The sequence below is a fragment of the Metamycoplasma cloacale genome, assembly GCF_900660735.1.
GTDB classification, from domain to species: domain Bacteria; phylum Bacillota_I; class Bacilli_A; order Mycoplasmatales; family Metamycoplasmataceae; genus Metamycoplasma; species Metamycoplasma cloacale.
In genome coordinates this window covers 151,564-172,958 of the sequence record NZ_LR215049.1, presented here as the reverse complement: position 1 = coordinate 172,958, position 21,395 = coordinate 151,564, and the positions used below count along the sequence as shown (strand labels likewise).

The 21,395-nt window shown below is 27.5% G+C and carries 19 protein-coding genes; 8 read left to right on the top strand and 11 right to left on the bottom strand.

Annotation, left to right across the window (positions count from 1 at the left end; translation table 4 throughout):
• Window positions 1–20: 20 nt before the first annotated feature.
• From EXC28_RS05405 to EXC28_RS05395, 3 genes are read right to left on the bottom strand one after another with little or no spacing between them, the layout of a single operon-like run.
• Window positions 21–848: a hypothetical protein gene (locus tag EXC28_RS05405; protein ID WP_029330719.1), complete on the bottom strand. Its 828-nt coding sequence runs from the start codon at window positions 846–848 to the stop codon at window positions 21–23.
• Window positions 848–1,564, bottom strand: a complete 717-nt coding sequence (locus EXC28_RS05400) for a hypothetical protein (protein WP_029330721.1) — start codon at window positions 1,562–1,564, stop codon at window positions 848–850. Before EXC28_RS05400 ends, EXC28_RS05405 begins: the two co-directional genes overlap by 1 nt.
• Entirely contained in the window at window positions 1,536–2,264 is a 729-nt protein-coding gene (locus EXC28_RS05395) for a putative cysteine peptidase (protein WP_029330724.1), read from the bottom strand. The genes EXC28_RS05400 and EXC28_RS05395 overlap by 29 nt, the downstream gene beginning before the upstream one ends.
• A gap of 444 nt (window positions 2,265–2,708) precedes the next feature.
• Here EXC28_RS05395 and EXC28_RS05390 point away from each other — a divergent pair, with 444 nt between their 5' ends.
• From EXC28_RS05390 to eno, 4 genes are all read left to right on the top strand, one after another.
• Window positions 2,709–2,972: a hypothetical protein gene (locus EXC28_RS05390; RefSeq protein WP_029329930.1), complete on the top strand. Its 264-nt coding sequence runs from the start codon at window positions 2,709–2,711 to the stop codon at window positions 2,970–2,972.
• 16 nt (window positions 2,973–2,988) lie between these two features.
• Entirely contained in the window at window positions 2,989–4,290 is a 1,302-nt protein-coding gene (locus EXC28_RS00695) for a GmrSD restriction endonuclease domain-containing protein (RefSeq protein WP_051622540.1), read from the top strand.
• A 19-nt stretch (window positions 4,291–4,309) separates the two neighbouring features.
• Window positions 4,310–5,581 carry a BspA family leucine-rich repeat surface protein gene (locus tag EXC28_RS00690; protein WP_112541181.1) on the top strand — a complete coding sequence of 424 codons (1,272 nt, stop codon included), beginning with the start codon at window positions 4,310–4,312 and terminating at the stop codon, window positions 5,579–5,581.
• 263 nt (window positions 5,582–5,844) lie between these two features.
• Window positions 5,845–7,215: a phosphopyruvate hydratase gene (gene eno / locus EXC28_RS00685; protein WP_029330105.1), complete on the top strand. Its 1,371-nt coding sequence runs from the start codon at window positions 5,845–5,847 to the stop codon at window positions 7,213–7,215.
• Window positions 7,216–7,277: 62 nt separating this feature from the next.
• Here the strand turns inward: eno and EXC28_RS05385 are convergent, their stop codons facing one another.
• Window positions 7,278–8,891, bottom strand: a complete 1,614-nt coding sequence (locus tag EXC28_RS05385) for an ABC-F family ATP-binding cassette domain-containing protein (protein ID WP_029330106.1) — start codon at window positions 8,889–8,891, stop codon at window positions 7,278–7,280.
• Window positions 8,892–9,124: 233 nt separating this feature from the next.
• Here EXC28_RS05385 and lysS point away from each other — a divergent pair, with 233 nt between their 5' ends.
• Entirely contained in the window at window positions 9,125–10,588 is a 1,464-nt protein-coding gene (gene lysS / locus EXC28_RS00675) for a lysine--tRNA ligase (protein WP_029330107.1), read from the top strand.
• Between the two features lie 110 nt (window positions 10,589–10,698).
• Here lysS and EXC28_RS05380 read toward each other — a convergent pair whose 3' ends face one another.
• The 4 genes from EXC28_RS05380 to EXC28_RS05375 form a co-directional block, all read right to left on the bottom strand.
• Entirely contained in the window at window positions 10,699–12,840 is a 2,142-nt protein-coding gene (locus tag EXC28_RS05380) for a hypothetical protein (RefSeq protein ID WP_029330108.1), read from the bottom strand.
• Window positions 12,841–12,954: 114 nt separating this feature from the next.
• A complete protein-coding gene (tuf, locus tag EXC28_RS00665) occupies window positions 12,955–14,148 on the bottom strand; it encodes an elongation factor Tu (RefSeq protein ID WP_029330109.1) in 1,194 nt (397 codons plus the stop codon).
• A 251-nt stretch (window positions 14,149–14,399) separates the two neighbouring features.
• Complete coding sequence (locus tag EXC28_RS00660) at window positions 14,400–14,981, bottom strand: diadenylate cyclase (RefSeq protein ID WP_029330110.1); 582 nt, start codon at window positions 14,979–14,981, stop codon at window positions 14,400–14,402.
• A 16-nt stretch (window positions 14,982–14,997) separates the two neighbouring features.
• Window positions 14,998–15,393 (bottom strand): hypothetical protein, encoded by a 396-nt coding sequence (locus tag EXC28_RS05375; RefSeq protein WP_029330112.1) that lies wholly within the window; start codon window positions 15,391–15,393, stop codon window positions 14,998–15,000.
• A gap of 92 nt (window positions 15,394–15,485) precedes the next feature.
• Here EXC28_RS05375 and EXC28_RS00650 point away from each other — a divergent pair, with 92 nt between their 5' ends.
• The 3 genes from EXC28_RS00650 (at window position 15,486) to EXC28_RS05370 (ending at window position 18,627) form a co-directional block, all read left to right on the top strand.
• Complete coding sequence (locus tag EXC28_RS00650) at window positions 15,486–16,679, top strand: phosphoglycerate kinase (RefSeq protein WP_029330113.1); 1,194 nt, start codon at window positions 15,486–15,488, stop codon at window positions 16,677–16,679.
• A gap of 60 nt (window positions 16,680–16,739) precedes the next feature.
• Window positions 16,740–17,726 (top strand): aspartate--ammonia ligase, encoded by a 987-nt coding sequence (gene asnA, locus EXC28_RS00645; RefSeq protein WP_029330115.1) that lies wholly within the window; start codon window positions 16,740–16,742, stop codon window positions 17,724–17,726.
• 130 nt (window positions 17,727–17,856) lie between these two features.
• Window positions 17,857–18,627: a hypothetical protein gene (locus EXC28_RS05370; RefSeq protein WP_029330116.1), complete on the top strand. Its 771-nt coding sequence runs from the start codon at window positions 17,857–17,859 to the stop codon at window positions 18,625–18,627.
• A 96-nt stretch (window positions 18,628–18,723) separates the two neighbouring features.
• Here the strand turns inward: EXC28_RS05370 and arcC are convergent, their stop codons facing one another.
• The 3 genes from arcC to EXC28_RS05365 form a co-directional block, all read right to left on the bottom strand.
• On the bottom strand, window positions 18,724–19,659 hold the full coding sequence (arcC, locus tag EXC28_RS00635; protein ID WP_029330118.1) for a carbamate kinase: 936 nt from the start codon (window positions 19,657–19,659) through the stop codon (window positions 18,724–18,726).
• Between the two features lie 2 nt (window positions 19,660–19,661).
• On the bottom strand, window positions 19,662–20,705 hold the full coding sequence (gene argF / locus EXC28_RS00630; protein ID WP_029330119.1) for an ornithine carbamoyltransferase: 1,044 nt from the start codon (window positions 20,703–20,705) through the stop codon (window positions 19,662–19,664).
• Window positions 20,706–20,871: 166 nt separating this feature from the next.
• The gene (locus tag EXC28_RS05365) at window positions 20,872–21,345 is read right to left on the bottom strand and encodes a large conductance mechanosensitive channel protein MscL (protein WP_029330121.1); all 474 of its coding nucleotides are present in this window, start codon (window positions 21,343–21,345) and stop codon (window positions 20,872–20,874) included.
• Between the last annotated feature and the right edge of the window lie 50 nt (window positions 21,346–21,395).

Below are 21,395 nucleotides of genomic sequence, written 5' to 3'. Positions count from 1 at the left end.
AATAAATCTCTTTTAAATAATTAATATTCAAACTTAAATATAGGTATCTCTATTCATCCTCATTCATAATTGCCTTTGTCATTTATATAATGGATAGCAAATCCTAGTTTGATGGTTTGATCATATCAATATGTACGTTGATATATAAAGAATGTACATTCTTTTAAATTTGTATTTTTTATTAATGATAAATTGCCTAAATTGAATTCGAAGCATGGTAATTCATGATGATAAAAACCAGGTGTCATTAGTTTTTCTATTATTGATTCATCTGAATTTAAAGTGTTATATGTGGGAAATAACAATGAATAACCATTTTCAGCAAAATTATAAAATAGAGAATCTTTATTAATATCTTGGCTATTTAAATAAATATATTCGCTTAAATCTAAGTCTAATGCTTTCTTTCATTTTGCAATGCTGTCTGCAAAGAATGATAAAGGTACATATAAAAGATTAATATAATTACTTTCTTTTAATTGTTCTTCAATAAAATCGTCCACATCAATGCTATTGTCGTGTTTATTTTTATCTAAACCAAATGTAGATAATAGAATATAACCTGGTTTATACATTTCTTTAACAAATGTTTTAAGTTGTTCAATTTTTGTGATCTTATTATTAAAAGTTAAACGAATAAAGGGATGTTTCACTAAACTACTCTTGTCATAATTTATAAAAGTTTTAGGATCTTTTTCAAATTTTTCATATATTCATCTATTGTGTCAAGGACCGGGTTCTAATCGTTCTTGTTTTGAAACGATAACTGCAGTAGCAATTGTTGCTGATAAGACAATTGGTATTAATGTAGAACAAAGTACTATAGTCATTTTCTTCTTTTTATTCATTATTTTATAAAACCTCAATTCTTAAGATGTTTTGTCATATCTGGTCCTGTCATATGTGTTTCACCATTTCAAAAATATCGTTCTAAGCTTACCTTTTCTTTACTTTTATCTTCTAATACCATTGTGCCCGTTATTACAGACTGATCTAATATTATTTGATTTCACTCCATATCGGCAATTTTTTCTCCATCTTTCGTTCAATTATAATTTGTCAATAATCTACCGTCATTATATAAACCATATGCAGTTAATGAATGCTCAGAAATTTTTTCTTTTTTCGCCAAATCACTATAAAGTGGCATATCTCTGGAAACTTCAATTGGTATTTTATGTTCTTTCAAATAATATTCAAAATTAGATGGTTTCAATCTAAAACCATATAAGTCATAATTTACTCATCCTTGTTTTCATTGGTTATATACAAAATCATTAATCAATCGTTTTTGTTGTCAATATGTTGTTCCGTTATAATATTCATGACTTGTCATCATATCAACATAAAATTGAGAATTTAGATGTGGAATAAATTCATTAACCAGAATTTCTTTTTTAGACGATTCATTTAAAGAAATATAATGATCTCAAAGTTTTTCATACATATATTTATCATAATTGTAGATTCTTTCACCATAATAATCCTCTGATTCCATTTCTAGTTCATCATACTCAATTTCAACATCATAATTATTAATTTTTTTTGATATATTTACTTGCATTAGAATAACCCATATAATTTGAATTAACAAAATACTCTGCATATAATAATAATGATGTCATTGATAAATAACCACAGATACCTTTTCATTCATATTTCGAATTAGGTAAATAAAGTTTGTATTTATTTTCACCAATGTGTCGCGTTTTATAAACTTTGAAAAATCAAGAATGATCAACTTCATAATCGGCATATAGTAAACCTAAATGTGATGTTCTTACACCATATTCTTTCGGTTTATTAATGCCCTCTGTTTTTAATTTATTTAAATCATCCACTTTAAACTCAGGGTATGTTTTAAATCTAGCCGGATTTTCGGCTGGTTGATTATATGTTGAATATTTATAATTAATCTGTTGTTTTTGTTTTGGTGTTCTTCTTCTATCACCTATCATTAAACGATCCTTATCTTGTAAATTATGCAATTCAAAATTAACAAGATCGTCTCTAACAAATACAATATTAGGCTTTATTGAAACGTTTTTGTCATATTGTCAATATCATTTAGTTATAAAATTTGGATTTACTTCAACAATCTTTTTTGAAGAACGATCAAAAATAGAATAACCCTTATCTTTAAAAAGAACCAATCAATGATTTAACTGTACTTTTCTTGAATAAAGGGCTCTCGAAAACATAATTTCAGTATCAAATCTTCCTGTTAATCTTATAAAATCATATAAACAATAATCATCAACCATTTGCTTTTCTTTTTTATCTAATTCAATTTCTTCTTCTTTTTTTGCATTATATTCTTCATTTGATGTTGCCGAAATTATAAATGGCGCAGTAATGGTCGAACATAATGTCCCTAATCCTAAAAAATTTTTTTCATATCACCCCTATTTTGCGCTTATATTCTTACTATAATTTAGTTATAACACTTATACATATAAAATAGAGAAATACATCTTAAATAAAGTAATATATTCAATTTAAAAGCACCAATAGGTTATTTAGTAATTATTCAATACAATTTATAGTTTAAATATTTCAAATTCACTAATGTATTTATTAAAAGAAATTCAAAAATGACCTTTTGGTTATTTTTTTATGTTTTCATCGACAAAATATATATGAAATCGTTCATATATATATATATATATATATATATATAATGCTTCTTAAAAAAATAAGGAGGAATTATGTCAAAAATGACAAAAAAAGACTTAGAAAAATATAAAGGTAAAAAAATAATTTTTAAAAGGGTTTCTTCAGGAGAAGATATTAAAGTAAAAATTTCTTCATGAGGAGCAGATTACAAATTTAAAACACTATATGAAAAACCAAGTTCATGATTTTCAACATTCCCTACAATTAAGGCAAAAATTGTGACTAGTGGAGAAGATGTAAAACTAGAGCAAACTGATAGTAGTTGATTTAATGATTTTGAGATCTATTTCGAATAACAGGAAAGGGATAAATATGTCACAACAAGAAATTGAAAGAAGAGATATTAACTGCAAATCAGAAAACACTAGAATTGAAACTTTATCATCAGATATAACTAAAAATAGAATTCTTAAACCAGAGTATCAAAGAGGTTTGGTATATAACATAGAGAAAAAATCAAAATTAATTGAATCATTATTAATGAACATACCATTACCAACTATATATTTTGCGCAAGAGGATGATATAACTAAATTTGTTGTAGATGGGCAACAAAGATTATGAACATGTCATGAATTTTTAAATAATCATTTTAAATTAAAGGATTTAGAAGTATTTACAGATTTAAATGGTAAATATTTTAAAGATTTGGAACCTCATTACCAAGATACAATATCAACTAGAACAATGTATTGTATTACGATATCAAAAGAAGATTCAGATAAGCAATTTGATATTTTTGAAAGATTAAATAGAGGGGCTGTCGCTTTAAAAGAACAAGAAATTAGAAATTGCGTTTATCGTGGTAAATTCAATAATCTACTACATAAATTAGCAGAAATCATTGAAAACAAAGAAAGCTATTCTGAATTATTTGTTTCAAAAAATAATCGTATGGCTTTTGAGGAACAAATATTAAAATTCTTTACTCTTTCTGAAGAAAATCTTAAAGAATATAAATCGAATTTAAAAAAATATTTAAATAAATATATGTCCAAAACAAAGAAAGTGTTTGAAGAAAAAGAAGCACTTGACAAACAATATGAGAAAAAATTCATCAATTGTATTGATGTAATTATTGATATATTAGGAAAAGATGCTTTTAAACCTAAAGAATTAAAAAATGATAAATTAAATATTGTAAACCAATTTTCAGGTAGTATATTCGATTCAATTACAGTTGCATTTGCATGAATTTTAAATGATTATAAACAATTGCATATTCAAATGAATGCAGAGAAAATTAAAAATGCAATTAAAAATATCCAAATATATGATGAAAAATATAAAAATTCATGCCATTGATCAACTGGAAAAAAAGAACATCTACTTTATAGAATAGAAATCATCTATAAAACTATAAAAGAAATTTTAGATAATAACCCAATTAGTAAAGAAGATATTAAATCTAATGAAAGATTTTTTAATTCAGATATTAAAGAATCATTAGCTAAAAAACAAAATTATATATGTCCAATATGCAATCAACAAATAAATGACATCAATTTATGTGAAATCGATCACATCAATCCATTTTCAAAAGGTGGGTTAACAACTGAAGAAAATGCACAATTAACACACAAAATATGCAATAGAACTAAAAGTGATAAATAATCAAAAGATTGGGGATAAAATGACTAATAAAAAATATTTCCCATTAACAAAGGAAGAACTTAAGGAATTAGTAAATAACTTAGATATTTATTTAGGAGATATTGATACTTCAAGGATGTTTGATATGTCTTCATTATTTCAAAATTCTCTTAGAAAGAAATTTGATGGAATTGAAACTTGAAATACTTCTAATGTTTTGAATATGGAGAGAATGTTTGAATCATCATTTATAAATAAACCACTTAATTTTGATACCAGTAATGTAAAAAATATGGAATATATGTTTGCAGATTGCTATTTATTTAATCAACCTATAAATTTCAATACTTCAAAGGTAAAAAACATGAAAAACATGTTTTCTAATTGTTATTTTTTTAATCAAAATTTAAATTGGGATACTTCAAATGTAAAAAATATGTCTTATATGTTTGAAAATTGTCATTCATTTAATCAACCATTAAATTGGGATACTTCAAATGTTGAAAATATGTCTTATATGTTCAGAGGTTGTCATTCATTTAATCAACCATTAGATTGAGATACTACAAATTTAACTGATACATATAGTATGTTTAGTGGTTGTCGTTCATTTAATCAACCATTAAATTGAGATACTACAAATGTTGAAGATATGTCTTATATGTTTGAATATTGCCATTCATTTAATCAACCATTAAATTGGGATACTTCAAATGTTGAAAATATGAGTTTAATGTTTTATTATTGTCATTCATTTAATCAACCATTAAATTGGGATACTTCAAATGTTGAAGATATGAGTAAAATGTTTGAATATTGTTATTCATTTAATCAACCATTAGATTGAGATACTTCAAATGTTGAAGATATGTCTGATATGTTTGAAAATTGTCATTCATTTAATCAACCATTAAATTGGGATACTTCAAATGTTGAAAATATGGCAGGAATGTTTAAAAATTGCCATTCATTTAATCAACCATTAGATTGAGATACTTCAAATGTTAAAGATATGAATTTTATGTTTTGTGAATGTTCCGCTTTCAATCAACCATTAGATTGAGATACTACAAATGTTGAAAATATGGAATATATGTTCTGAAATTGTAAGGAATTAGAATATGAAATGAATTTTAAAATGCCTTATAATAAAACAAAAAATATGTTCCATGGTTGCATTTTATTATCTAATGAAGAAGAAGATAATGAAACAAAACATAGTAAGGAATGATTTAATGATCAAAAAGAGATCGATGAAATACCACTATTGAAATTTAAAATTATAGAAAATGATGATGATGATGAGAATTAAAATCTATATTTATATAAAACCTCAACAAACAAAGAAACATGAAAAGTTGAACTAGTTTCAACTTTTTTTATATTAAATTTGAAAATTTTTAGTGATTTTTTGATTTATTAAATCAAAAAATAATAAAAAATATTAAAATAAACATTTGCAAAAAAGCAGAAGAATATCATCAAATATAAAATCCCCAATAACATTTATATTCAAGGGGAAATCATTAAATTTAATTTATAATTTAATATGCATTATTTATTAAAGGAGATAGAATGTCAAAAATTATTAAAATTAATGCCTATGAAGTACTAGACAGCCGTGGTAATCCAACTGTTAAAGTTGAATTAGCCACAAAGAAAGCATATGCAGATGCTTTAGTTCCATCAGGAGCTTCAACCGGTTCAAAAGAAGCACTTGAACTAAGAGATAAAGGCACTAAATATGAAAACAACTGATTTGGTGGTAAGGGTGTGCAAACAGCAGTTGATAATGTTAATAATATAATTGCACCTGCATTGATTGGTAAAAAAGTTGAAAACCAATTTGAATTAGACCAATTAATGATTGATCTAGATGGTACACCAACTAAATCTAAATTGGGTGCTAATGCTATCCTAGCTGTTTCCATGGCAATTGCTAAAGCAGCTGCTATGGAAGCTAAAATGCCATTATATGAATATCTAGGATTATTAGATAATAGAAAAGCATATAAATTACCAGTTCCAATGTTAAATGTTATTAACGGTGGAGAACACGCTTCAAATACAATTGACTTCCAAGAATTTATGATTATGCCCCTTGGAGCTAAAAGCTTTAAAGAAGCATTGCAAATGGCAAACTTTGTATTCCATACACTTGCTAAATTGCTTAAAAAAGCAGGACACGGAACACAAGTTGGTGATGAAGGTGGATTTGCTCCAAACTTAAGAACACACGAAGAAGCACTTGACTTTTTAGTTAAAGCAATTAAAGAAGCGGGATACAATCCAGCTACTTCAGGTGAAAAAGCAATCGCTATTTGTCTTGATTCAGCAGCATCTGAGTTATACAATGATGAAATTAAAAAATATGTATTTAAAAAATTCAAAAAGGCTGTTGAATCAAATACTCCTGGTTTCCAAGAATTTAAGGACATGAAATATGAATTTACTTCAGAAGAATTAGTTGAATACTATGGTCATTTAATTAAAGATTATCCAATTATTTCAATTGAAGATTCACACGATGAAAATGACTGAACCGCTTTTGAAGCAATGAAAAAAGCATACGGCGCTAAAACTCAATTAGTTGGTGATGACTTAATTGTTACAAACCCAATTTACATTGCGGAAGCAATTAAAAGAAATGCAATTAATGCTTCATTAATTAAAATCAATCAAATTGGTTCAATTTCTGAAACTATTAAAGCTATTAAAATGACCCAAGATGCAAACTACGTTCCTGTTATTTCACACCGTTCTGGAGAAACAGAAGATACATTTATTGCCGATCTAGCTGTTGCATTTAACACAGGCGAAATTAAAACAGGTTCTCTATCAAGAACTGATAGAATTGCTAAATACAATAGATTATTAAAAATTGAACAAGAACTTGGTGTTGATGGTAAATATGAAGGTCTAGCTTCATTTCATAATTTAAAATAAGAATTTTTATTAAAAAAATGTAGGGATTTGTCTTCTCTACATTTTTATATTATCTTGTTTAATTAATAACCCATTGCTTTTTCGTATTCATCTAGATTACCGTAGAATAAATAGCTTTCATGTGGTTTAATTTCTAGTAAAACATTTGCACATTCTTTAATCATGGCACGGTTGTATGTTGTAAAAATGCATGAACTCTTATATTGAACTAATGCCTCAATTAAACTATCAATTGATTCACTATCCAAGTGATCTAATGGTTGATCAAATGCTAGGAAGTTGCTTTCTTCTAACATTAATTTAGAGAACATTAATCTAACTTTTTCACCACCACTTGTTACTTTAACATTCTTAAATACTGAATCGTTTGAGAATAACATTCTTCCTAAAAAAGCACGCATTCTGCTATCTGAGTTATCTTTTGTTTCTTGCGTTGTATTATTCAATGGTCATTGACTAATTCATTCAAGGATTGATTGATCTTCTGTAAAATATTCTGAATTATTAGATGGGAAATAATTAGGTTTGATTGTAATTCCTCATTCAACAGTTCCTGAAGTTGGTTGTCTTTTACCCATAATAATTTCTAAAAATCTTGTTTTAGCAATATCATCATCACCAATAACAACCATTTTATCTCCAGGTTTTAATGTAAAGGAAACATTTTCAAATAATGTATCACCTAACTCGTTTTTGTAAGTTAAATTTTGCACACTTAATATCTGTTTGCCAGGTTGTCTATTTAATTCAAAACGAATAAATGGATACTTACGTGAAGAAGGTTTAATTTCATCAATTTGAATTTTTTCCAGTAATTTCTTTCTACTTGTTGCTTGTTTTGATTTAGAAGCATTAGCAGAGAATCTGGCAATGAAATCTTTTAATTTTTGTGCTTGTTCTTCTTTTCTTAAATTAGATTTTTGTTGCATCTCTAATATTAATTGTGAAGATGTTTTTCAAAATGTATAGTTACCAACAAATAACTTAGCTTCTGCATAATCCACATCAACGATATGTGTACAGATTTCATCTAAAAAGTCACTATCATGTGAAACAACAATAACAATATGTGGATAATCCATTAAAAAACCTTCAAGTCATTTAATGGTTTTTAGATCAAGTCTGTTAGTTGGTTCGTCCATGATTAAAATATCTGGGTTACCAAATAATGCCTTCGCTAATAAAACCTTAATTTTTTCATTAGACTTAAGCTCTGACATTTTTAAATATCACTTTTCTTTATCAACACCTAAATTTGAAAGTAAGGTTTGGGCATCGTTTTCTGCATTTCATCCACCCATTTCACCGAATTTTTCTTCTAAATGACTTGCTCTTTCGTAATCTTCCATTGTTGCATTTGGATCTTCGTATATTTTATTTTTTTCAATATTTAAATCATATAATTCACGATTTCCCATAATAACAACATCAGTAACTATAAAATCATTAAATTCATCTTGGTTTTGTGATAATGTACTTAATCTTGCATTTTTTTCTTTAATAACGCTTCCTTCTGAAGCTTCAATTTCACCTGCAAGAATTTTTAAAAAAGTAGATTTACCAACACCATTAGCACCAATGATTCCATATACATTTCCTGGGAAAAATTTTAAATTTACATTTGTAAATAATTTTTTATCTGAAAAAATTTTACTTAAACCGCAAACTTCTAACATATTATCTCCTTTACAATATTATTTATTGTATCAAAAAATCCTAAAATTGTAAGATATGAGTCGCTCAATTGTCATCTAGATAGGAATAATGTTTGCAATTTAAATCACAATAAATGTAAATAAAAATAGCAATTTTTAACTTTTTTAAATTCTTTTAAAACTAAATTAAAAAAATGATTATATTTAGGTTAAAATATAGTATTTATTAAGCATATATTAAACGGAGAAAACATATGGAAAGAAAATTAAGTGAACAAGAGATAATTAGACGTAATAAAATTGATGAACTTGCATCAAATGGTATTGCAGCTTTCAGTGCTACTATTAAACCAACAACTACTTTAATTGAAATTGTTAATAAATACAATGAATTAACAAGAGAAGATATTGAAGCTAAAAATGTTAACGAAACAGTAAACGGAAGAGTTATTGCCCAAAGAGGACCATTCCTTGTCATTCAAGATCGTGATACAACATTGCAAATATATATTAACAAAAATGAATTAGATGAAAAAAGCTTGATTGTCTTAAAACAATTAGACCTAGGAGATATTATCAGTGTTTCTGGTTTATTATCAAAAACACACACCAATGCTTTAATGTTAAAAGCAATCAGTGTTTCTTTATTAACAAAAGCATTAAAACCATTACCTGATAAATATCACGGATTAGTTGATCGTGAAGAAAGATATAGACATCGTTATGTAGATACAATCGTTAATGAAGATGTTAAAAAAACATTCATTTTAAGAACTCAAATTATTAAAGGTGTAAGAGAATTCTTTGACAATCTAAATTACCTAGAAGTTGATACACCTGTATTGCATCCAATTTTAGGCGGAGCAGCAGCTAAACCTTTCGTTACATACTACAATGCATTAAGTCAAAATTTCTATTTAAGAATTGCAACTGAATTACCACTTAAAAAACTATTAGTTGGTGGTTTTGAAAGAGTGTATGAAATAGGACGTATCTTTAGAAACGAAGGGGTAGATACTACTCATAACCCCGAATTTACCTCAATTGAATACTATGAAGCTTACTCAGACGTTTGAGGTATGATGGAAAGAACTGAACAACTATTTGCATATCTTTCTCAAAAACTTGGAATAAATAAAGTTACATTCAATGGAAAAGAAATTGAATTTAAATTCCCATTTGCAAAAATTAATATGGTTGATGCTGTATCTGAAAAAGTTGGTGTAAATGTAAGAAACCTAACCGATGCAGAAGCTAGAGAATTGGCTAAAAAACATGGTATTCAATGTGAAAACTACTTTAAATTAGGACACGTAATTAATGAATTGTTTGAAAAATATGTTGAAGAAACATTAATTCAACCAACATTCGTTTATGGACACCCAATTGAAATTTCACCACTTGCTATGAAAAATGCAGAAGATCCTCGTTTCACAGACCGTGCTGAATTATTTATTAACACCAAAGAATTCGCAAACATGTTTACTGAATTAACAGATCCAATTGATCAATTACAAAGATTCGAAAGTCAATTAGACGAAAGAGAAAACGGCAACGAAGAAGCAAACGAAATTGACTGAGATTTCGTAAATGCTTTAGAATATGGAATGCCTCCTGCTGGTGGTTGTGGAATTGGTATTGACCGTTTAATTATGCTTTTAACACAAAACGATTCAATTCGTGAAGTACTACTATTCCCACAATTAAAGGACAAATAATTAACATAAAAAGCTAACATTTGAACTTATGTTAGCTTTTTTATTATTAAAAAATTTATCATCAAAGAAAATCATAAATCTCAAATTTTTTATGAAATAAAACGAATAAATTACATTCTATCTATAAAAGAACTAAATTCTTTATATAATTCCATATATTCAAAAATTAAAAATTCCGGTTTAGATATATATCCTTCTGCTTTTTCGATTAATTTAATTAAAGTTAATTTATATGAATTAGATGAAAGCGTAAATAATATTTTTTTACCTTTATTAACCAATTCGCCTAATTTTATTAATATTTCTTTAGTTTTTTCTTTTAAAAACATATTATATTCATCAAGATAAATAGATCATGCTTCAAAAACTTTTTCACTCGCTTTTCCAAACTCTTCATAATCAGACACATCATTCTTTAATAAATTATTTATTATATTTATTTGTTCTGAAAATTGAAATACTTTATCTACCATAAAATAATTCTTCAAAACTTTTGTTTTCAGCTCATATTGCTGAATGATTTCATTTAATTTTTTTACCATTATAGGATAAAACATTCAGTTATTGCCTAATAAGTTTTTAAGAATTGAAATTCATTTATCTATATCTGAGGTTTTTAAATTAATAGTTCCATAATTCTCTATATTACTAATTATTTTATTAAGTTTTTCATAATAAAAACTATTGTCGATGAATTTCAATCTAGTTTTGCCTTCTACAACAAGATTGTTTAATTCCATTAATTTAATTTCCTTATCACGTTCCATTTCTCTAACTATTTCACTATTTAAGAAAACACTATAATCTAAAATTAAATTTATTGATTCATTCTTAAATTTCAAGTCATTGTTTAAAGCCTCTTCCAAAGAAGTTTTAAGGTTTTTTAATAAATCCGAATAATAAAATGGTAAATCAAGTGAATCATTTAATAAATTACTTATATTAGCTATTTCGTCAATTATTTTTTTATTAACGTCTTCCTTATCAAAAGAATTATTGTAAGTAATAATAAAATTATCAAATGAATTAACAATTTCTTTAAGTTTATTTAATAAAATGTCACTATTTCCTTCAACACCAAATCATGTTGTTTTCAAATTAGATATTTTTTCTTGTATATCTGTCTTAATATCTATTCGATTATAATCTGATTCCAATTGAAATGAAATTAAATCTAATTTGAAAATGTATATTAAATTCATATTAATTTTGTTTTGTTCAACAATATGAGAGAAAATATTTTTAATTTCTTTTGTTTTTTGTCATAATCTAAATAAAAAAATTGGTTTTCTATATTCTGTGAATAACGATTTAATATGATTAATAACATCTAACAATACGGTTTCTTCTTCTATATTCAAAATTTGTCTTCGTTTTATAATATTCAACAGCGTATAAATCTCGCCATCAATTAATTTAGATATTTCTTTTTTATAAAAATATATTTTTGAATGTAAATATTTATATTTTAAACAAGAATTTAATATTCTATCTGCTATATCAGACAATGAAACAAGCGACTTTATATCCGGTTTCTTTTCATCAAGAAGTGAAATTATATCCTTTATAGTTTTAGAAACTCTTAATATGTCATTACTATCTTCAATATTTCATTCTAGTCATATTAATTCTTTTTTTTGAATAGTTAACTTATTAATATATTTTTCTGTAGCAATAGATATATTATTTTCGAGTTCTTCAATATATTTATTTGTTATTTTTAGCATTAATTCAATGTCAATATTTGTTAATTCATTTGAAAATAAAACATTACGAAATTTTTTCATATAATCTAAATAAAAATCCAAATTATATCCTTCTACATTTCATAAAAATGAATATTTATTCTTTAAATCTTCAATTTTTTGAATATTCTCAATTAGTTTGGAATTACCCTTAACCATATTGATTGTATTAATTGTCAATTCTTTTTCTGCGTGTTTAACTTCAAGAATAACATTTTTTAATTCGATATTTTTTGTTTCAAAATAATCTATTTTATTAAAATCATTTTTTGGATTTTCGACAATTTCTTTTATTTTATTTTCTAATTTAATTCTATTTTCATTTTTAATAATTAAAGGCAATATCTTTCGTGCTTCTTCAATAGTTTTATTTAAGTTTAAAACTGCCTTTTCTTTTTGGTTATTTGAATTTTTTGTTGATAAAATAACGCCAATAACAGCGCCTGTTGTAGCGCCAGCCACTATTGATAATAATGGTCATAATATTTTACTTTTCTTTCCAATCATAATATAAATCCTTTACATACGTCTAATTAATTTATGAAAAATGTCTTCATTATAACAAAAAAAAAAAAAAAAAAAACAAACTTTTTAGGTTTGTTTTTTTTATAAAAATCATTATTATTTAAGAATTTTTGTTACTGAACCAGCACCAACAGTTCTTCCACCTTCACGGATTGAAAACTTAGTTCCTTCTTCAACAGCGATAGGAGCAATTAATTTAACTCTTAAGTTAACATTGTCCCCTGGCATAACCATTTCACGTGAATCAACAAATTCGATTCCACCTGTAACGTCTGTTGTTCTGAAGTAGAATTGTGGTTTATAGTTTTTAAAGAATGGAGTGTGACGTCCACCTTCTTCTTTTTTAAGAACATAAACTGCAGCTTCAAATTCTGTGTGTGGAATAATTGATTTAGGTTTTGCTAAAACTTGTCCACGTTCAATTTCTGATCTATCAATTCCACGTAGTAATAAACCAGCATTGTCACCAGCTTGTGCTTCTTTTAAGTTCTTTCTGAACATTTCAATACCAGTAACTGTGGTTTTCTTTGTTTCGTGTAATCCGATAATTTCAACTTCTTCACCAAGTGTTAAAACACCACGTTCAACTCTACCAGTTGCAACTGTTCCACGACCTGTAATTGTGAAAACATCTTCAACAGCCATTAAGAATGGTTTGTCTGTTTCACGTTTAGGTTCATCGATGTATGAGTCAACTGCATTCATTAAATCTAGAATGTATTTTTCATATTCTGGATCACCTTGTAGAGCTTTTAAAGCAGAACCAGCGATGATAGGAGCATTGTCACCATCAAAACCATATTTTGACAATAGATCTCTAATGTCCATTTCAGACATAGCAATCATGTCTTCTCTTTCTTCTGGTTTGAACATATCAATTTTGTTTAAAAATACAACGATTTTTGGAACACCAACTTGTCTTGCAAGTAGAACGTGTTCTTTTGTTTGAGGCATTGCCCCGTCAGTTGCAGCAACAACTAAGATAGCACCATCCATTTGAGCAGCACCTGTAATCATGTTTTTAACATAGTCAGCGTGTCCTGGACAGTCTACGTGTGCATAGTGACGTTTTTCTGTGTTATATTCGATGTGTGATGTATTAATAGTAATACCACGTGCTTTTTCTTCTGGAGCATTGTCAATAGCTGCATAGTCTTTAGCTTCTGACAAACCTTTTTTTGATAAAACAGTAGCAATAGCAGCTGTTAAAGTGGTTTTACCGTGGTCAACGTGACCGATTGTACCGATATTTACGTGTGGTTTAGCACGGTCAAAATCTAATTTTGCCATTTTATTTCCTTTCGTTTGAAAATATTTTTTTTATTTATATATATGATTAAACGCGTTTAACCAACCTAAGCATAGTCTTTCAGCTATGTCCTGTCCAATTGCGCTCATATCATAGCATTTATAATTTTACTAAAAATGCAACAAATTAATAAATAAATATTATAAAGAAATAAATAAAAATACTTATTTTTCATAATAAAAATTATTAGTTTAATTGCATTTACTTAAAATACATAATTTATAACGATTTATTAATCATTATCTTTAAAGACATTAACTAACGTTTCTTGTAATTGATCCATTAAAATAGAGGTAAATACTCCTTTTTGCGCTAATGTAATACCACCTGTTTCTTCTGAAACAACAATTGTTGTCGCATCACATATTTCAGATATTCCCATTGCCGCTCTATGTCTCGCTCCATATTTGTTATCTATTGATTTTTTAGTTATTTTGTAATAGGTTGAAGCATAGTGAATTTTATTATTTCTAATAATAATGGCACCATCGTGTAATGGAGAATGTTTATTAAAAATAGAAATAATTAATGAACTAGAAACGTTTGCATCAATAATGATTCCATCAGTTCTATAACTATCTAGATCATCATTATTTTCAATGGTAATAATTGCTCCTGTTTTTGTTTTTGATAAAAATTCAATTGCTTCTTTTAATTGGTGAATTAATCTAATTTTGGTTGAATCACCTAATGCTGATTTACTTGATTTTAATTTCTTTCAACTTTTAATTAAATTGGTTATGTAATGAGAAATAGCACCTAAAAACAATATAGACACCATTGCTAAAATTACATATAAAATAATTTTGTCCATTTAATTTCCTACCTTTTTATCATCATTTATTTAAACCAATAATGATCAATAATATCGCAATGAATAAAACAATAACTGCAGCAATTATTAATATTCTTGTTTTTTTAGAATATGGTTTTGTTTTTTCTACATAAGGTGAATCGGATCATTTTTCATATTCAATATAAGGAGAATATTTTGCTTTTAATTCGTTTTGTCTTTTTTGGAATTTTTCAATTTCCAATGCTTCCATTTCATCAACGCTTTTCATTCAACGGATCTCTTGATAAAATTTTAATAAATCCATTTCTGAATATTCTTTATAAAATTTAGCTGTTTTTTTTCAAATTTGAAAGCCATTAATTAACGATGAATAACTTTCGTTTTCAGGGTCATATTTTAACGTTCTTGTATCTTTTTGTTTTTGAGCCATAGTCATTTCTCCTTTATTAAATTCTACACGCATATTTTAACATTAAAATTAATTAATATATAATTTATTTGAATTATATAAATGGAGGAAAAATGAAACAAACCATTAAAGACTTAAATTTAACTAATAAACGTGTTATTTTAAGAGTAGATTTCAATGTTCCAATTATAAATGGTGAAGTGGGCGATGTAAAAAGAATTGAAGCTGCTTTGCCTACAATTAAATACATATTAGATCAAGGGGCAAGTTTAATTATCTTATCTCACTTAGGTAGAATTAAAAGCAATGAAGATAAATTAACTAAAACATTAGCTCCTGTTGCTAAAAAATTTGAAGAATTGCTACAAAAGAAAGTTATTTTCATCCCAGAAACTCGTTCTGAATTAGTTACATCAAAAGCACAAGCTTTAAAACCTGGAGAAATATTATTTTTAGAAAACACTCGTTTTGAAGATCTAAATGATAAAGCTGAATCTAAAAATAATGAAACTCTTGCGAAATATTGAGCTTCATTAGGTGACGTATTTATCAATGATGCTTTTGCAACCGCACATCGTGCGCATGCATCAAATGCAGGCATTGCTGTTAATATCAAAGAAAGCGCATTAGGCTTCTTAATTCAAGAAGAAATTGAACATTTAGATAAATTAATGAACGCTCCAAAACGTCCATATTTAGCAATTATTGGTGGTGCTAAGGTTTCTGATAAAATCAAAGTATTAGAAAAATTATTTGAAACTGCAGATAAGGTATTAATCGGTGGTGGAATGGCATATACCTTTAGAGTTGCACTTGGTAAAAAAGTTGGTCAATCTCTATTTGAACCTGAATATGTTGATATGGCTAAAAAATATCTTGAATTATACAAAGACAAAATTGTGTTGCCGGTAGATAACGGGATTTCAAAAACATTTTCAAATGAAACTGCAGTTTATACAACAGTTGATAATTCAGATATTAGCGATGATTATATGGGCATGGATATCGGACCTGAAACTGTTAAACTATTTGAAAAAGAAATTGCAAAAGCTAAAACTATTTTCTGAAATGGGCCACTTGGAGTTACTGAATTTAGTAATTTTGAAATCGGAACTAAAAAAATTGCTATGGCAATCGCTAACAACAATGATTGTTATTCAGTAGTTGGTGGCGGGGATTCAGTTAGTGCAATTAACAAACTTGGATATCAAAGTAAATTTAGTTTTATATCAACAGGTGGTGGCGCATCAATTGAATTCGTTCAAGGAAACGTTTTACCTGGTATTGATACAATCCAAAATAAATAATTTTTGCAAAAAACCATAATCTGGTTTTTTCTTTTTATAGTTTTTGGTATATTTTTTAATATGAAAAAAAATAGTACAAAAAAATTAACAATTGTCGAAAGACAAATTGCCATTGATTTAATAAAAGAGAAATTTAGACATAATCTTGCAAAGAAATTAAATTTAGTAAGAGTATCAGCACCTTTATTTGTAACTAAATCAAGCGGTTTAAATGATGGATTAAATGGTGAAAAACCTATTTCATTTTTTAATAAAATGATTGATGATGAATTAGAAATTGTTCATTCGCTAGCCAAATGAAAAAGAAATGCATTGAGTAGATATGATATCGGTTCATATGATGGTATATATACGGATATGAATGCCATTCGTAAAGAAGAAACATTAGATGCGACACACTCAATTTATGTAGATCAATGAGATTGAGAATTAAAAATTGATAGTAGTCAAAGAAATACTGTATTTCTAGAAAAGATTGTCAATAAGATTTACCAAGCATTATATAAAACTTCGCTATATATTCAAAGAAAATATAGAATTCCAAACAAATTAGTGAAAAAAATTCATTTTATTGACTCATTAGATTTATATAATATGTTTCCAAATTTAACTCCTGAACAAAGGGAATATGAAATTGTTAAACAATATAAATCTGTTTTTATTACCAAAATAGGTTATCCTCTGCCCGATTTAAAACCACATTCAAATCGCTCAAAGGATTATGATGATTGAAATCTAAATGGTGATTTAATTGTTTATGACGAAACAAATGACAGTGCTTTAGAATTAAGTTCAATGGGAATTAGAGTTGACAAAAACGCTTTAATTCAACAATATAATAAGGATATTGATTTAATTAAATTAATAAGTAAATATCATAAAGATATTTTGGAAGACAAATTACCATTGACAATTGGTGGAGGAATAGGGCAAAGTCGTTTAGCAATGTTTTTACTACATAGCAAACATATTGGGGAAGTTCAGGCATCTATTTGAGATGAAGAAACGATCAAAAAAGCAAAGAAAAACAATACTATTTTATTGTAATCAAAAATAATGAACGTTTATTACTATTTTAATTGTAAGTATTCAAATAAATTACTATTTTACTTTACAAAAAAAATCATTTTTATATAATTATTAAAAATTATAATTTTTATTTGAAAGGAACATATATATGGCCGAAAAGAAAATGAAAAAAGACCGCAAAGGTTTATATATCTTTTTAGGAACAATCGGTGGGACAGCCGCTTTAGCTTCACTAGCAACTGGTGTTGCATATGCTGTACAAAAAAATGACAGAGACACAAGAAATGATGCAGTTCTAAGAGCATATTCAGTAACAGAAGAATATGCTAAGGATGAAGCATACAGAGATGCAATTAATTTATTAACAAAAGATATTGAAGAATGATCAAAAGATAAAGAAGCAAATTCAGAAAAAATTACAGAAGCTGAAAAGAAAATTGAAATTGCTAATAATAAAATTAAAGAAAATGAAAAGAAATATCAACCTTCTATTATTTGAAAAGTTGACCAATTATCTTTAAAAGAAGTTAAAGAATTTAACCCAACATTAGAAGAAGTTAAAGCAATCGTTAAAGAAAAAGAAGCTGATGATCTTAAAAAAGAAGCTGAAGAAAATAAGAAAAAAGCTGATGAAGAAAAAGCTAATAAATTAAAAGAAGCACCTAAATTAAATAAAGAATTGTCAGAAAAAAGATCAGCAATCAAAGAAGATGAATATTCAAAATTATCTCAAGATGAAAAAGACGTTTATGCATCTAACGAATTACTAACATCTGCGTTATCTTCTGAAGAACAAGATGTTGAAAAGAAAAATGAATTAATTATTACTGCATACGATAAAGTTGTTGCTGCACAAGAAAAAATTGCCAAAGCAATTGAAAACAAAATTAGAGAAACAATTGCTACCTTAGTAGAATAAAGTACGTACATAAAACAACAAGTTATTCTTGTTGTTTTTTTAATTAAAAGATATAGAAAAACCAGCTTTTAAGGGCTGGTTTGAATTTCGATAAAATTAGTTTAAAGTAACTTTTGTACCAGTTTTTTCTTCAATAATAGCTTCTAGGTCTTTTAAATCACCGATAAAGGCAGCTTTTCCACCTTCTTCAACGAATTTAATAGCAGCTTGTACTTTTGGTAACATGCTTCCTGGTGCGAATTGGTTTTCTTTAATGTATTGTTCTAATTCAGCTTTGGTTGCGTGTTTCAATGCTTTTTGGTTAGGTTGTTTGTAGTTAACCATAACATTGTCAATTGCTGTTAAAACAACAAAGTAATCAGCTTTTGCTAATGAAGCCATTTTTGCTAATGCAAAGTCTTTGTCAATAACACCATCAACACCTGAGATGTAACCATTTTCGTCAGTAATTGTAGGAATTCCCCCACCTCCACCAACGATTACAGTTGCACCTGCTTCAATAGCGTTTTTGATTTGATTAATTCCAACAAAGTTAATTGGTTTTGGTGAAGCAACAACTTTTCTGTATCCACGTCCAGCATCTTCAACAATAACGCTGTTCGGATTTGAAGCTTCTGCTTCTTCTTTTGTTGCAAAGAAAGGACCAATTGGTTTTGTAGGGTTTTTAAATGCAGGGTCTTTTGCATCAACTAATGTTTGAGTTAGGATGTATAAAACTTCTTGGTCTTTTAATCCTTCTTCATGGAATGCATTAGTAATTGCATTTACCATGTGGTATCCAATATATCCTTGACTCATTCCACCGGCTTCTGGTAAAGGAATTAAAGGACTTTTTTCGTTTTCAGAGTGTGCTGCAACGAAACCATTGAAAATCATACCAACTTGTGGACCGTTTCCATGTCCAACAATAACTTGGTGACCAGCTTTAACTAATTCTGCAATTTTTTTAGCAGGTAGTTTAACTAGTTCTTTTTGTTCTTCCGGGTTATTTCCTAAGGCGTTTCCACCTAGTGCGATAACAATTCTACTCATAATTAGTATCCTATTGTTGCTAGAATAACAGCTTTAATTGAGTGCATTCTGTTTCCAGCTTGTTCAATTGATTTGTTGTATTTTGATTGGAATACTTCGTCAGTTACTTCCATAGCGCCTGTTGCAACAACTGGATATTTTTCACCAAATTGTTTTTTGATTTCCATTGAGAATTGGGTGTGGTCGTCGTGGAATGCTGGTAAGCAGTGTAAGAAGATAACATCTTCGTTAGCAGCTTTAATCATATCCATGTCAACTTGGAATGCACCTAATTCTTTAATACGTGGTTCAAATAATGAGAAATCTTCTCCTAATGATACTCATACGTCTGTGTAGATTACATGAGCACCTTTAGCAGCTTCTAATTTATTGTCTGAGAATGAAACTGAACCACCATTACGTTCAAATAGTTTTAAACATGCTTCATAAACTGGTTTGTGTGATGGAGCATTTTTAACAATTTCATGTTGTGATTTAGGACCGCATAATACAACATGCATTCCTGTAAATGCTGCTCCAATCATGATTGAACGAGCAACGTTGTTTTTAATATCTCCGGCAAAAACAACTTTTTTACCTTTTAGATCTCCTAGGAATTCCATCATTGTCATGTAGTCAGCTAACATTTGTGTTGGGTGTTCAGCGTCAGTTAAACCATTTCATACAGGAACACCTGAGTATTTAACTAATGCATCAACATCTTCTTGGGCAAATCCACGGAATTCAATTCCATCATAGAATTGACCTAATACTAATGCAGTATCTTCGATTGATTCTTTTTTACCGAAGTTTGAACCTGCCGGCCCGATGTATGTACAGCTTGCACCTAAGTCAGCAGCTGCAACTTCAAATGCACATCTTGTTCTAGTTGAGTCTTTTTGGAACATAATTGCAATGTTCTTTCCAACTAATGGACGGTTGTTTGTGTGTAGACCTTGGTATTTTGCTTTCTTTAATTCAATAGAAAGATCTAATAAATATTTAATTTGTTCGGTTGTAAAGTTTAGAGCTGAGTCTAAGCTACGACCTTTTAAATTCATTGGCATTTAAGCTCTCCTTTAATATGTAATATCGATATTTTTCAGTGTATATAACACAATGTAAATTATACTATTAATTGGTTTTTTCAACTCTTTAAAATTAAAATTTTAAAGAAGTGGAAATGAAAAATAACCCTTGGTAGAGTTATTTTTTGCAATTTATTTTAAAAATTTATTTTTCTTTTTGTTTTGTTGCTTGATTTTCTGCTAATAATTGGTTCATTTTCTTAAGTTCAGCAAGCATCAATTCTTCATGAGTAGGTTCTGGAGCTGGTTCTTCTGTAATAGGGTCATTTTTGTGTTTTCTGTAATCATGAATATTTTTGATTGAGTAAATAATCATTAAAGTTGCAAATATAAACAATGATACAACAACAAAATTTAATAACGCACCTAAGAATTTACCGATTTTAACACCATTTGATAAGGTTCATTTTTCTAAATCTCCATCAGCACCTTTTCAAATTGATTTGATTGCTTCCATAATAACATCATTAGCTAATGATGAAACTACAGCTGAGAATGCAGTACCAATAATAATACCAATTGCTAACATAAACATATTTCCTTTTGATACTACTTTTCTTGCATCAGAAGCAGCATTTCTGAAATAATGTTTTTTATGTTCTAATTCTTTTTTAGTCATGTTAAAAATTATATTAAATTTTATCTTATATTACAATGAAATTATGGTTT